This window comes from Cyanobacteriota bacterium, from assembly GCA_025054735.1.
GTDB lineage: Bacteria > Cyanobacteriota > Cyanobacteriia > SKYG9 > SKYG9 > SKYG9.
Genome location: JANWZG010000046.1, coordinates 249 through 13,745 on the forward strand (window position 1 = coordinate 249; position 13,497 = coordinate 13,745).

The window sequence follows — 13,497 nt, forward strand, 5'->3', positions numbered from 1 at the left end:
TTCCTTTGGTTGTTTGCACGCGCAACATTGCCCGCTCAACCTCAATCACTTTACCCCGAAATAGGTTGGTATCGCCAATAAAGTCGGCCACAAAAGGCGTTTGTGGATGTTCATAAATCTCTTGGGGCGAACCAATCTGCTCAATCTTGCCTTCATACATTACAGCAATGCGATCGGACAGGCTAAGTGCTTCCTCTTGGTCGTGGGTCACCATGATGAACGTCATGCCCAACTCTCGATGTAAGGTCGATAATTCTACCTGCATTTCCTTCCGCAACTTAAGGTCAAGGGCACCTAGAGGTTCGTCTAGTAGCAGCACAGCCGGACGATTCACTAATGCTCTCGCTAGGGCTACTCGTTGCTGTTGGCCGCCAGATAGCTGAGATGGATAACGCTGGGCAAATGATTCCATGCGAACTAGCTTTAAGGCTTCTTTTACGCGATCTTGCAGCTCCGCTTTACTACAGTTTTTAAGGCGAAGACCAAAGGCAATGTTTTCCCAAACACTGAGGTGGCTGAACAGGGCATAACTCTGAAACACAGTGTTGACGGGCCGTCGATTAGGAGGAACGTTGGTCATTGATCGACCTCGAATCAACACGTCACCTGCTGTCGGCACTTCAAACCCTGCCACCATACGGAGCGTTGTGGACTTACCACATCCAGATGGCCCTAATAAACAAAAAAATTCCCCACGCCGTACTCTGAGGTCTACACCGCGCACAGCCGTTTCACCGTTATAGACTTTGAATACTTTGTTGAGTTCAACATCATATTCACTGGCGGTTTTTACCGAGTCTTGAGGTTGAATAATGGTTTGAGACATAGCTAACGACTTCCTGCGGTACCTCTCATGAGCAACCATGACTCCATGCTAATCCAGAAAGGAATTGCCTACAGGATAACATTCTTAGGCAAGTGACGCAGCGTATATTAAGCCTGTAGTCGTTAAGTTTAGTGCTGAGGATGGATCCCTAGTGACCAGTGAGAAACCAGGATGCTACGTGATGGATGTGACTGATTATGCAGCAAAGTTTAAGCTGGGTTGAACCGGGGTTGCTGTCAGCTACTGTCCAGAATAGGAAGTCATTTATTGAGTCAGTTCAGTAGAGTAAGATAGTGGGCACGGTGCCATCTCACTTACAGTGTACCTATGGCGTTAGTTCAGTACAATTCAACCAAACAGGTAGCTCCGCGCACGGTTGGTAAATACTACCAATCGGTCATTATCATGTTGGTGATTACGCTACTGCTGCTTGGTGTTATAGGTGGTCGGCTGGTGCATTTGCAGCTAATTCAAGGCGATCGTAACCGCCAGCTTGCAGAGAATAATCGCATTCGCCTGATTCCTAAGCAACCTGAACGGGGTAGACTTCTTGATCGTAAGGGTAGGGCTTTAGCTGGAAGTCGTATTTCTTACTCAGTGTTTGTTTGGCCGCTAGCTCAAAAAGAAGCCGAGTGGCCAACGACCGTCAAGCGCCTTGCTCGAATTCTCAAGGTGTCTGAAACCAGTATTCAAGAACGGATAGAACAGGCAGGCTACACATCCCCATTTTTAGTCCGGGTAGCTAGGGGTATTTCCCCAGCACAAATTACTGCGTTGGCAGAGTATAACTATGAACTCAAGGGTGTGGAAGTAGATGCGGAAGCTGTACGTTATTATCCCTATGGGGATCTCGCGTCTCATGTTCTGGGTTATACAGGAGAGTTGACGGATACGGAACTGGAGGCACGGAAGAAGGATGGCTATCGCATCGGGGATGTTGTGGGCCAGATGGGTGTAGAAGCAGCTTTTGAATCACAATTACGGGGTGAATGGGGTGGGCAACAGGTCGAAGTAGATGGCACAGGCGCTGTCATCCGAATCTTGGGTCAAAAATCGGCACGGGCGGGTAATGATGTCACTCTGACACTGGATTTGGATGTGCAACGGGCAGCCGAAGCAGCATTGGGAGACCAGAAGGGTGCGATCGTCGCCATGAACCCTCAAAATGGTGCGGTGTTGGCCATGGTCAGTCGTCCTGCGTTTGATCCAAACATTTTCTCAGGTCGCATTACTAATGCTCAATGGCAAGAGATCCAGAATGAGTCGCGGTTGTTGAATCGTGCTCTGCAAGGTTTTCCGCCAGCTAGCACGTTCAAAATTGTAACCACGACGGCAGCGATCGAATCTGGAAAGTATAGTCCTGATACTGTTCTACAAACATTTCCTTACATTGTGGCTGGGGGCATTCAATTTTGGGACTGGAACCGAGCTGGATTTGGCCCCTTGGACTTTGTGGGGGCAATGGCTTGGAGCAGTGATACCTTTTTCTATCAAACCGCCATGGGAATGGGTGAAAAACCACTAATTCAATGGACAAAACGCTATGGGTTTGGTCAAAAAACTGGTATCGAGCTAGCCAATGAAGAGTACAGAGGCCTAGTTCCTGATCATGAATGGAAGCGTCGAGAGCTGAACGAGGGATGGTTCCAGGGAGACACTATTAACATGTCGATCGGCCAAGGGTTTCTCTTAACCAGTCCTCTTCAGGTTGCGGTCATGTTTTCAGTACCGGCGAATGGTGGCTATCGAGTCAAGCCACACCTACTGAAGGATAATGAAGAAGCCAAATCATGGCGAGAGTCCCTTAATCTACAGCCGTCAACGATTAAAGTCCTACGTGAAGGTTTGCGAGCGGTGATAACCCAAGGTACGGGAACTGCTCTCAATGTAGAGACGCTACCTCCAACCGCTGGTAAAAGTGGTACGGCAGAAGATCCACCACGAGAATCTCATGCTTGGTTCGGAGCCTATGCACCTCTAGATAAGCCAGAAATTGTAGTTGTTGCCTTCGCAGAAAACTCTGGCGGTGGGGGTGGTTCAGTGGCTGCACCCATGGTGCGGCAAGTTTTAGAAGCCTACTTTAAGGCTAACCCTATCAAATAAGGGGGTTGCAGTGAGAATCGATCGTCAAGACATGGTAGGATTAGTACCCATGCATTATCTATCCTAGGCATGAGCCGCATCCTCTTTGACCAACTGGCCAAGCAGTACCTAGAAGACTTTTTGGAACCCCTAGGCACCGTTCAACGCAACCTAGAAGTTCCCGGCGAACCCAAATTCGTAGACCTGTGGTTTACCCCCAACCCTGACCAACCCGCCCCAATCGACCTGGGACTGCTCAGCCGCATAGCCACTACCCCTTGCCTGCTAGAACCCTTCCGCAACGCCCCTACCCATGCCGAGATTAGAAGTTGCCTGCTGAAACTCCTGTGGTTGCAAGAAGACAGTCGCCGCAGAGCCAAGCGAGCAGAAAACCCCACCCAGGATGCTTTACCCAACCTGTGGATTTTGGCTGCTACTACCACCCAACCAGTGATTAGTGAGTTTGGAGGAAGGCTGCAACCCGACTGGGGTGAGGGTGTCTATCACCTGCCTGCTGCCTACCGGGCTGCGATCGTGGCCATTGACCAACTGCCTGCGACTCCAGATACCCTGTGGTTGAGACTGCTGGGACGGGATAGTGTGCAACAGCAGGCGATTGCTGAACTGGTTGCACTTCCCAAGCATGATCCACGCCGTGATCGCACATTGGAGCTATTGGCAAGCTGGAAAGTTACCATAGAGGTGGGTAACTTGAATCTGCAAACGGATGAGGAGAGGAGACTTATGGTACAGCTATCACCAGCCTACCTAGAGTGGAAACAAGCAACCATTCAAGAAGGACGGTTAGAAGGACGGCTAGAAGGACGGTTAGAAGGACGGTTAGAAGGACGGCTAGAAGGACGGTTAGAAGGCGAAATTCGTACCGTTCTGCGCCTGCTTGATCGCCGCTTTGGCCCCCTGAGTGAGGAGTGCCGTACCCGCCTGCAAGCACTCTCTCTGCAGCAGGTGGAAGACTTGGCCGATCGCCTGTTGGACTTTGCCACCGATGCTGACTTAACCGCTTGGGTGCAGACCTTGGACAATCGACTGGCTCAACTGAGCGATCGTCTCCAGCAGCAATGGCCTGAGCTGTCCCCTGACCTACACCGCCAAGCCCGCCAGCTTGCTCCCCAGCAACTCACTGCCTTACTGGAGATCCTGCCCCAGCTTGCCAACCCGGACGATTTGGCTGCTTGGCTGCAAACTCAGCAACCCACTGAATCATGAAACCACGAAGACACAACAACCACGCGGATTAAAACTCTCGCTGAGAGAAAATCAATGTGGCTAGGGATAGAAGCAAGATGGTGTAAAGTACGCCATAACCTGCATTAAGCAACAGTGTGGAAGCGTCAGGCAAAACCCCATATACTGCCTCATTCTTGAGGTTAAGTCGTGCTAGGTCGGGAAGCAGTAGATAGACGGTCTGGGTGAAGCGCTGAAAGGTAGGGTTGGGAATCAGCTTGCTAAATGCGATTAAATCGCGGCTGAGCAGACCAATGAGATAAATTGCTATGGTGATCAGGGTGCCTAGAATGGCGCTGGAAAAAGTACCAAACATAATGGCAACCGCAGTGATGAGACATAGCATAAGAAAGGTGTAGCCTAGGGAGGTAAGGATGCTGCCCACAGGGTAGGTGATGCCCTGCCAATGCAAAAAGGCTAGGTAGATGACAGTCATGGCAACCAGGAGCACTGCAAGCACGCTACAAAGTCCTAGGTGTTTGCCAACGATAAATTCTGCTCGACTAATGGGCTTTGCTAGCAGCACGATGACAGTGCGTTTTTCAATCTCGCGGTTGATGAGTCCTGTACCGACAAAAATGGCAATGGCAAGGCTAAAGATTTCAATTGTAGCGATGCCTAAGTCAAGAAAGATTTTGTCTTCTGAACCAGTGGATACTTCAGGCAGTAACCATACTGCCATGGTCATCACGAGGACAAATAGGCAGAGGAGGTAAAGAACACGATCGCGAATCACTTCCCAAAAGGTGCGGCGGGCGATCGTGGCAATGCGGTAAAGGGTAGTCATGGTTGAGCACTGACAGGCAAGGTACGGCTAACTTTGGCAGGACACAGGATCATATTTCCTAGGGTATACCCAACAAACCGCACATATACTGGTTCTCCAGGAGCGATGTCAGGTTGGTCAGGCTGGTGTAATTGAGGGTCGTAGGCTACCTGTGCCCAAGCGGTTCCGATCGGTTGACATTCCCACTGTTGCAATAAGTTATCCAAGTTAGTGAAGAGTGATATCACGTTTTTTGCCAATAGGTCAGGTTTCATCTGAATCATCGCTTGTACCGTGGGGTAGTTGGTTAGCAGCGGTTGAAGTTGAGCAAAGGTATCCCGTCGCCATGCTGTCATCAGGGTCTGTTGTTGGTCTTGAAGGGCTGCTTGCAGGCGCAAACCTTCTTGCCGCAAAGCACGGTTCTCTTGACGGGCAGCAGACAGACCATAGACATCTAGCAGATCGTCAAGAGTCCATTCCAGTAGGGCTGCGACTTGTTGTAACTGTCCCAGAGAAAGCTGGGAAAGATGCCCCATCCGTAGTTGATTCACTTGGTCAACGGTCAGCCCAGACAATTGTTGCAAGGTTTTCCAGTCCTTAATGCCTGCTGTTTGCAGTTGAGGCCACAGAACAAGATCATACTGACCAGTCGGTATGGAGGACGATCGCCGTCCCTGAAGATAACGTACCAATGCCATTGCTCCTACAAAAACGATGATGCCGAATTCAGCGATGGCTGTGAATAGCAATAGCAACGGGGCTGGATACTCTAGCATGGCTCTAACCTTGATGAATCGTTTGGGTGGTTTCTGGATCGATATCGTGGTCTTGATAGTAACTTGGCAACAATTCCTGGGTTTCCACACGGCCTAGAGCTGCTTCAATCGCACTTGTCATCTCCACACAGCCCGTCCCTGTACCGTCTAGTACAGTTTCAATGATTTGACCATCCTTACTAATCCGGTACTCAATCCGTTGATACTCTGCCATGGTTAACTTGTCTCCATTACTACTTCCCCCTTATCATAACGGTCTACTCTACGGGCAACCCACGAGAGAGTCGTCCCAAATCACAGCTAGAGGATTACAGTAGGCTAGATGCTGTGTTGAATTAATGGTTTCATGAGCCGTCGCCAAGTTTGGAAACGAATTGCCTGGTATGTAGGCATAGCCATAGTGTCGCTAGTGTTGATGCTCACGATCGGTTACATGACCCCTCGACAGTGGTGGATTGCGCCCCAGACGGACTGTGCAGTTGAAATTGGGGTTAATAGCAATGGGTTCCACACCAACCTGATTGTGCCTGTGCAAACAAACCAGGTAGATTGGCGATCGCGCCTTACCCTAGCAGACATTGGCGATGGTTCCATTCAAGATTACCAGTATCTCAGTATCGGCTGGGGCGATAGAGACTTTTACCTGCAAACGCCCACTATACAAGACCTGAAGATATCAACTGTGGTAAGGGCAATGGCTTTCTCAGCAGGATCTGTACTTCACGTTCAAGGTTATCCAACTAGGCCACAGCGTTTGCCTGGATTTACTATCAAGATATTGCGGCTAAGTCCCCCTAACTACCGTGCTCTTGTGCAGTTTATTGACCAGTCGTTCCAGCGAGATTATCAAGGACATCCGATTATAGTAAAACGGGGATACCGACCAAACAGCAGCTTCTACGCAGCAAACGGACATTATTCCCTTATTAGAACTTGTAACACCTGGACAGCCGACGGCCTGCGAGCAGCTCAAGTTAACACTCCCCTGTGGTCAGGCTTAGCCCCCGCTGTGATGCTACACCTGCGGAATGGTTGCCCTGTCGAGACTCCTTGAGCAGGTGAAAGTCCCTAAATGCAGACTTTTTAGGACTATCATCTGCTGCTAGAGCGACTTTTCCATACTTGCAGATTAGCCTGGGCTTCTGCATAGCTAGAGGTTGAAGGTGGAACTAAGCCAGCGAGCGCGATCGCCTGCCGATAGTTACCACTAGCAGCACTGTTTCGAGCCATATCCAGAATTCTTTTGCTCAATAACTCAATCTCCTGTTGAGCGTCTGCATAGGCAACCGTTGCCGATGGCACCAACCGAAATGCGGCCATAGCTTGCCGTAACTTACCCTCCTCGGCTCGACTACGGCCAATCTTCAGGATGCGCTGACTCCAGAGAGCAATGCGTTCCTCTGCTTGTTGATAGAGCGGATCACCAGGTCTAATTTGGCGAGCAATGCGGATAGCTTGGTTATAGGCAGAAGCTTGAGACCCCTTGGCTCGCGCCGTTGCTTGGCTGAGAATCTCTTGGCTAGTGCGAAGCTGCTGGGCTTGTTGTGGCCATTCTGCCAGCCGCTGTTGAGCCTGCCTGTATGCAACAGGACTAGATTCTGGTACTAGTTTAGCTGCTGCGATCGCCCTCCCATAGTCACCTTTGCGTGCCCTGCCTTCAGCAATATCTAAGATCGTAAAGCTCCAGCGGTCAATTGTGCGTTGGGCTTCGGGATAGGATGGGTCGCTGGGCGGAATGGTTTGCAGGTGATCGATCGCTCGCCGGAGATAAATAGCTTGGTTGCCAGTAACCATTTCTTGGGCTTCTGACAATCGCACGCGGCTTAGTCGCTGCTGAGTCAAGTTGCGCAATGTCTTATATTCTTGACTACGCTGGCGATCGGGCGGCAAATTATCCAGCAACTGCAATGCTTGTTCCGGTTGATTATTTTTCAGCGCGTTAAAGCTCAACAACAGAGCAGGATCAGCGGGTGGCTGTAGATTGCTGGCATCAGGTTGGGCTGTGGGTGAGGCCGTAGGCACAGAACTAGGTTTCAGGGGCTGCTTTGATGATAGGCCAGCAGCATTACGCAGAATCACCCCAGCTAACAACACAACTAAGGCAATGCCTCCCCATATCAACAATCTGGGCCAAAATTTGCCATCAGTTGCGTCTTCTTCAGCCACTGAACCGCTATCAGGTGTATGGGATAGAGGTGAAGGAGTTGTCATAGCTGGCTCCTCTGGAGAGTTGATGGGTAATGAGTAACCAATTGGGGGGTCAGAACCCTCAGATTGTGAGGCTTGCACACCCATCTGTACCCTACCATTAGCAGAAGGCATTGGGGTAGGGGGTAGAGTTGAGGATGGCTGAGACCATTGCACCTCTGGTTGTGCTGAGGACGACGATCGTTCTGGCATAGCCATACTCGAAGCTAACAGCACCTCTTCCCCAGAAGACCCATTACTATGACTCCCATTACTATGACTATGCTCAAGCCTGTACCCATTACTGCCTTGTCCATTACTACCATAGGCAGTGCTACTGTAGGCAGCACCACGAACTTCAGACCCTAGCTCTAGAGTTGTTTGGTACAGCTCTGACTTGGGTAGTGTAGACGATGTACTAGTGCCGTTTCTATATCCATTAATGGCTAAGGTAGTTTGGGCAGACAATGGTCGACGGATGGCAGTTGTGATGATTGCTTCAGTAGCCAGTTCTGGTGACATGACCACCACTGGATGTTGACTAGGAAGCGAGTAGTAGGTGCCTAGTTTAGGCAAATTCACGGTGAGATAGCGCCTAAGGGCATCTAGCGTTGTGCATTGGGGATGGCGCAATCCCTCCAGTAGGGTAGTGGTGAAGAGTCCATGTCCATGACTCTCATGGGAAAATTCATCAGGCTGACAAGACAACACCAGACACACACCATGTTGCTGGGCAAGGATCATGGCTTGGCTGCCAACTGTAGCGCCTACTTGCATGGCTTGACTACGGTTTATGTCTAACAGCACAATCACACGCACACCTGCGATCGCTTGCAGACTTTGGAACAATGACTGGATAGCTATGCCAGTACCTGGAATATCGGCTGGACTACCATCGATCGGCATCAAATAGTCCTGCCCTTGGTGGCAAACCCCGTAGCCACTGAAAAAGCACCAAATAGTATCCCCGGGCACAGCTTGTTGACTAATCTTGCTAACCCACTGCTGAATAGCTTGTCTAGTGGGATAGGTAGATTGCTCTTGGATTGCCGATGAAGTGTCTGTCATCAGCACACAGTTGGCCACAGACAAGTCAGCTTCTTTGACCAAAAATGTCCACACAGCTTGGGCATCATTTTGAGCATAGATAAGGGGCTGAAACCGCGCATACCGATTGATACCGATTACAACAGCCCAGTGCGAATTGTTACCGCCTCTAGAAGGATTAACCATCATCAGATGTCCCTGCATTTGCGTAAAGGGTGGTTTGTGCTTTTCTAGGTCAACTGCTCCATCAAGCTGTGTTATCGACGCTCAGACAGTCAGAAATAGACACAGCCCTACCCCCCTGTCAGCATTGATGGATGATGAAGCTCTTGCATCGGTAATGCAGTCAACCAACTGTGCTAATCCCTAACCCCAAACCTGTTACTAGTTTGTCAAAACTAACCCCACTCTAGTTTAGGTGCTTGAAATTCTTAACGCAATTTTTTGGCGATGCTTTTCCAGATGATACCTGGACGATTGTAAAAACGGTTCCTTTGATTATAGTTCCTAATTTTTATTGTAACTTTTATTCTGCTGTGATTTCTGTAGGGTCAGAAACCCATGCAAATCTTTTACAAGCTTACCTAAAGGCTATGAGAGAACTAGCACACATTCTGCAACTAGCATGTAGAATCCGCTAAAAAAGGTCTATACCCTGCTCGTCATTGGTGACCAACGTTGTGGTTGTAGGGAAAAAACTTACCTTGTATTAGGTTGTGTAAATTCTTGTTCTTGCCTGAATCTGCACAGCCAAAATATTGAGGGGTAAAACCCCCTTACCCTGTAATATTCACTGCGAATTAGGTTAATTAGTTCTATCTTGCTGGTGTTGATAGTTATGGGTTAGTTAGGCTGTGCCAGAATTACCGGAAGTTGAAACTGTGCGTCGAGGATTAAACCAAACTACCTTGCATCAACCGTTGCAGGGGGGAGAGGTGTTGCTGGCACGAACGATCGCCTATCCGATCGCTCATTCGACTGGTTTGGATGACCTCCATGGCAAACAAATTACAACCTGGCACCGTCGCGGCAAATATCTGCTGGCCGAACTACTGAATACTTCTACGGGGTCTTCTCGGTTAGCAGGTTGGCTAGGGGTGCACCTGCGGATGACAGGGCAATTGCTGTGGCTATGTCGAGATGAGCCGGTGCATAAACACACGAGAGTACGGCTGTTTTTTCCTCAGCGTCAAGAGTTACGGTTTGTGGATCAGCGTACCTTTGGACAACTGTGGATAGTGCCCGCCAATATGCCTCCAGAACAGGCCATACCAGGGTTGCAACGACTAGGGCCAGAACCATTGTCTCCAGATTTTTCAGTGGCCTACTTAGCGGCTCAGGTGAAGGGGCGGCAACGATCGATCAAGTCCGCACTGCTGGATCAAACTCTGGTTGCTGGTGTTGGCAACATCTATGCCGATGAAGCACTATTTTTGAGTGGAATTCGTCCCTATAGTCCTTGTAGAGCATTGTCCGATGACCAAGTGCAGCGGTTACACGAGGCAGTGGTCACTGTGCTTCAAGCCGCGATCGCCGCAGGAGGCACAACCTTTAGCAACTTTCTTAGTGTCTATGGCGTGAATGGCAACTACAGCAGAGCGGCCTGGGTCTATGACCGAGAGAACCAGCCTTGTCGTGTCTGTGGCACCTCGATTCAGCGAATAAAGCTTGCAGGGCGATCAGCACACTACTGCCCTCAATGTCAGCTTTAGGAGTCACTTTAATATCTGGAATATGTGGAATAGATGGTTGCCTTATAAGGAAGAGTACAGTGCAACGACCCAATTGCAACGGATTATGGAAAGCCCTCGGTGTGGGTTCAGGAGCTAGTCACCACTGCTCAACCAAAACCTTGGGTGCAAGAGCAGAGTAGAAGAAGCATCCTGTGTAACCAGATTAGGTTGTCTGAGGTGTATAGTTAGGTAACGTCTGTTGGAATAGAGGCGCAGACTATGACTAGCTTGGTTCACATTTCCGATGATTTGCTCTACCCCTCCAGCGATGGCAATCCTATGGCAGAAAATACCATCCAATATCGCTGGATCGTTATGATCAAGGAAAATCTGGAGATCCTCTTTGCTGCTGCTGTCGATGTATTCGTCGCGGGAGATTTGCTCTGGTATCCCCTTCAGGTAAACGAGCCGCCTGCTCCTCGACAGGCTCCCGATGTTATGGTTGTGTTTGGTGTACCCAAGGGCGATCGTCGCTCCTACAAACAGTGGCAAGAGAATAACATTCCCCCCCAAGTCGTGTTTGAAATTCTCTCTGACAGCAACCGTACTAGCGAAGGACGGCGAAAGCTTCAGGAAAAATTTGAGTTCTACCAACGCTATGGCGTAGAGGAATACTATTGCTACGACCCTGATACTTTTATCTTGCAAGGCTGGCAACGACAAGGTAATCAACTATTGCCTATTCGCAATATTGGTCAATGGACTAGTCCTCGCTTAGGCATTCGCTTCGCATGGCAACGTGGACAAGAACTGGTTTTGTATTACCCCGATGGGCGCAAGTTTTTGACTTCGTTAGAGCTAGCTCAACAAGCTGAGCAAGCCCAACAGCAGGCTGAGCAAGCCCAACAGCAGGCTGAGCAAGCCCAACAGCAGGCTGAGCAAGCTCAACGACAGGCCGAGCAAGCTCAACAGCAGGCTGAACAGGCAAGACTACAAGCCGCATTAGCAGAACAGCAGGCTGAACAAGCAAGGTTGCGGGCTGAGGAAGAGGCTCAAGCGCGACGATCGGCCATCCCTCGGTTGCTTCAGTTAGGGCTTAGCTATGATCAAATTGCCCTAGCTTTAGACTTGCCATTGGCTGAAGTGCAATCTCTAGCTCAGAGCTAGTAACGGTAGCTTACGATTTGTTCAGTAATGACTAACCTTAACGGCTGTGTAACGAGTTGCCCTGTAGATCGAATCGGTACCTTACACTAAATCGTAAGCAAGCTTGTCACTTCTACCGTTATGCTGCCAGATTTATCTGACTGTGTATCCTCTGCTGCTGCGTCTGGCCAGACAGAATCCTCTTCAGATGTTTCTGACGACGCTCATCAACACAAATTACCCATCACTCCTCAACCCCAGGCCGTAACCCAATCCCTGGACGATCGCCTATTGCGAGCATTTTTTACAGAAGCCCTGGATGCTATGGTGATCACTGATGATGGGCGTTATGTAGAGGCTAATCCAGCAGCTTGTGAACTATTTGGCCTGCCTAGAGAAGAATTGTTGGGGCGCTGCATTGCAGACTTTAGCGTGGTTAGCATAGATATGCAGGCAGCCTGGCAAGCATTTCGTGCGCGAGGACACGAGCGGGGTACCTTCTCCCTAGTGCGAGCTGATGGTGTGACTCGCGAGGTGGAATATGCTGCCACCGCAGACTTTGCACCCCATCGCCATCTGTCAATTTTGCGAGATGTAACCGAGCGTAACCAGTTAGCGCGAGAATTGCACACCCTAAACCAGACCCTAGAACAGCAAGTAGCTGAACGCACGGTCGAGTTGCAGCGGGCGAATGCTGAGTTGTGTGCTGTCAATCAGCGCCTGCAAATAGCCCACGATCGCTATGACTGGGTAATCCGCAGTATAGGGGAAGGCATTTGGGACTGGGATCTGAGGTCTAACCGAGCAGTGGTGTCCGATCGCTACTGGCAGATTTTGGGCTATGACCCCCAGCAAAGGGGCAACGAAACCTTAGAAACTATCCTCAGCCGCACTCATCCTGATGATATTCCCAGAATTCAACAGGCCCTTGAGCAACATCTGCGCCACCGACAACCCTACATCGTAGAGTTGCGAGTACAACACCAAGCAGGGCACTATGTTTGGATTCGCAGCCGAGGACAAGCCATCTGGGATGAGCAAGGTAACCCAGTGCGGATGGTAGGCACAATCGAAGACATTAGTGATCGCAAGGCGGCTGAACTAGCTCTCAGTCAGCAGGAGCAAAAGTTCCGTACCTTAACAGAAAATTCTCCTGATTGCATCATGCGCTGCGATCGCCAGTTTCGTTTCCTATACGTCAACCCTATTACTGCCACCCTTACAGGTATTCCCAGACACCTATTACTGGGCAAAACTAGTGAGGAACTGGGCTTTCCTAGTGACCTAGTTACCCTCTGGCATGGAGCCATGACCCAAGTATTCACCACAGGCCAAGACGTAAGCCTGGAATACACTATGCTGTTGCCCGTGGGCAAACGTACTATGAGTTCTCGTATTGTGCCAGAACGGGATATAGATGGAACAGTGGTTTCCGTGCTGATCGTTGTGCGTGACATTACTGACCTAAAACAGGCCCAGCAAATGTTGCTACTGCAAGCAGAGCAAGAACGCATTTTGAGCACGATCGTTCACCATATCCGCGAATCATTGGATCTAGACCAGATATTGGATGCGGCTGTTCATGATGTGCACCAGCTCCTACAGGCTGATCGCGTGTTGGTCTATCGCTTTAACCCCGATGGCAGCGGTGACATGATTGCGGAAGCGGTGAGTGAGCCATGGATTTCGGCGCTGGGTAGTAATCTGCAAGATCCTTGCTTTACTGATGAACTAGTGACAGCCTATGGC

Annotated in this window: 11 protein-coding genes; 6 read left to right on the top strand and 5 right to left on the bottom strand. The window is 49.9% G+C overall.

Annotated elements, in window-relative coordinates:
* Nucleotides 1–826 (bottom strand): spermidine/putrescine ABC transporter ATP-binding protein (locus tag NZ772_03815; protein ID MCS6812685.1); only part of this gene is annotated, 826 nt, incomplete at its 3' end.
* Nucleotides 827–1,153: 327 nt separating this feature from the next.
* On the opposite strand from NZ772_03815, the gene mrdA reads away from it, so the two are divergent.
* Nucleotides 1,154–2,929: a penicillin-binding protein 2 gene (gene mrdA, locus NZ772_03820; protein MCS6812686.1), complete on the top strand. Its 1,776-nt coding sequence runs from the start codon at nt 1,154–1,156 to the stop codon at nt 2,927–2,929.
* A gap of 69 nt (nt 2,930–2,998) precedes the next feature.
* Nucleotides 2,999–4,135 carry a DUF4351 domain-containing protein gene (locus NZ772_03825; GenBank protein MCS6812687.1) on the top strand — a complete coding sequence of 379 codons (1,137 nt, stop codon included), beginning with the start codon at nt 2,999–3,001 and terminating at the stop codon, nt 4,133–4,135.
* A 28-nt stretch (nt 4,136–4,163) separates the two neighbouring features.
* Here the strand turns inward: NZ772_03825 and NZ772_03830 are convergent, their stop codons facing one another.
* The 3 genes from NZ772_03830 to NZ772_03840 are packed head-to-tail and all read right to left on the bottom strand — an operon-like array spanning nt 4,164 to nt 5,909.
* Nucleotides 4,164–4,940, bottom strand: a complete 777-nt coding sequence (locus tag NZ772_03830; protein ID MCS6812688.1) for an ABC transporter permease — start codon at nt 4,938–4,940, stop codon at nt 4,164–4,166.
* Nucleotides 4,937–5,695: a helix-turn-helix transcriptional regulator gene (locus NZ772_03835; protein ID MCS6812689.1), complete on the bottom strand. Its 759-nt coding sequence runs from the start codon at nt 5,693–5,695 to the stop codon at nt 4,937–4,939. Before NZ772_03835 ends, NZ772_03830 begins: the two co-directional genes overlap by 4 nt.
* Nucleotides 5,696–5,699: 4 nt before the next feature.
* Nucleotides 5,700–5,909: a DUF2997 domain-containing protein gene (locus NZ772_03840; GenBank protein ID MCS6812690.1), complete on the bottom strand. Its 210-nt coding sequence runs from the start codon at nt 5,907–5,909 to the stop codon at nt 5,700–5,702.
* Nucleotides 5,910–6,041: 132 nt separating this feature from the next.
* Here NZ772_03840 and NZ772_03845 point away from each other — a divergent pair, with 132 nt between their 5' ends.
* Nucleotides 6,042–6,749, top strand: coding sequence for a TIGR02117 family protein (locus NZ772_03845; protein MCS6812691.1), 708 nt, complete (start codon nt 6,042–6,044; stop codon nt 6,747–6,749).
* 38 nt (nt 6,750–6,787) lie between these two features.
* Here the strand turns inward: NZ772_03845 and NZ772_03850 are convergent, their stop codons facing one another.
* On the bottom strand, nt 6,788–9,118 hold the full coding sequence (locus NZ772_03850; GenBank protein MCS6812692.1) for a caspase family protein: 2,331 nt from the start codon (nt 9,116–9,118) through the stop codon (nt 6,788–6,790).
* Between the two features lie 665 nt (nt 9,119–9,783).
* Between NZ772_03850 and NZ772_03855 the strand changes: the two genes are divergently transcribed.
* From NZ772_03855 to NZ772_03865, 3 genes are all read left to right on the top strand, one after another.
* Nucleotides 9,784–10,641: a DNA-formamidopyrimidine glycosylase gene (locus NZ772_03855; protein ID MCS6812693.1), complete on the top strand. Its 858-nt coding sequence runs from the start codon at nt 9,784–9,786 to the stop codon at nt 10,639–10,641.
* A 240-nt stretch (nt 10,642–10,881) separates the two neighbouring features.
* Nucleotides 10,882–11,769 carry a Uma2 family endonuclease gene (locus NZ772_03860; GenBank protein MCS6812694.1) on the top strand — a complete coding sequence of 296 codons (888 nt, stop codon included), beginning with the start codon at nt 10,882–10,884 and terminating at the stop codon, nt 11,767–11,769.
* A gap of 120 nt (nt 11,770–11,889) precedes the next feature.
* Nucleotides 11,890–13,497: PAS domain S-box protein (locus NZ772_03865; protein ID MCS6812695.1), on the top strand; the 1,608-nt coding region annotated here is incomplete at its 3' end.

What these genes read in the sequence shown, in the direction of transcription:
- mrdA (MCS6812686.1), top strand. Translation starts at nt 1,154, where the DNA reads ATGGCGTTAGTTCAGTACAATTCAACCAAACAGGTAGCTCCGCGCACG.
- NZ772_03825 (MCS6812687.1), top strand. Translation starts at nt 2,999, where the DNA reads ATGAGCCGCATCCTCTTTGACCAACTGGCCAAGCAGTACCTAGAAGAC.
- NZ772_03830 (MCS6812688.1), bottom strand. Translation starts at nt 4,940, where the DNA reads ATGACTACCCTTTACCGCATTGCCACGATCGCCCGCCGCACCTTTTGG.
- NZ772_03835 (MCS6812689.1), bottom strand. Translation starts at nt 5,695, where the DNA reads ATGCTAGAGTATCCAGCCCCGTTGCTATTGCTATTCACAGCCATCGCT.
- NZ772_03840 (MCS6812690.1), bottom strand. Translation starts at nt 5,909, where the DNA reads ATGGCAGAGTATCAACGGATTGAGTACCGGATTAGTAAGGATGGTCAA.
- NZ772_03845 (MCS6812691.1), top strand. Translation starts at nt 6,042, where the DNA reads ATGAGCCGTCGCCAAGTTTGGAAACGAATTGCCTGGTATGTAGGCATA.
- NZ772_03850 (MCS6812692.1), bottom strand. Translation starts at nt 9,118, where the DNA reads ATGATGGTTAATCCTTCTAGAGGCGGTAACAATTCGCACTGGGCTGTT.
- NZ772_03860 (MCS6812694.1), top strand. Translation starts at nt 10,882, where the DNA reads ATGACTAGCTTGGTTCACATTTCCGATGATTTGCTCTACCCCTCCAGC.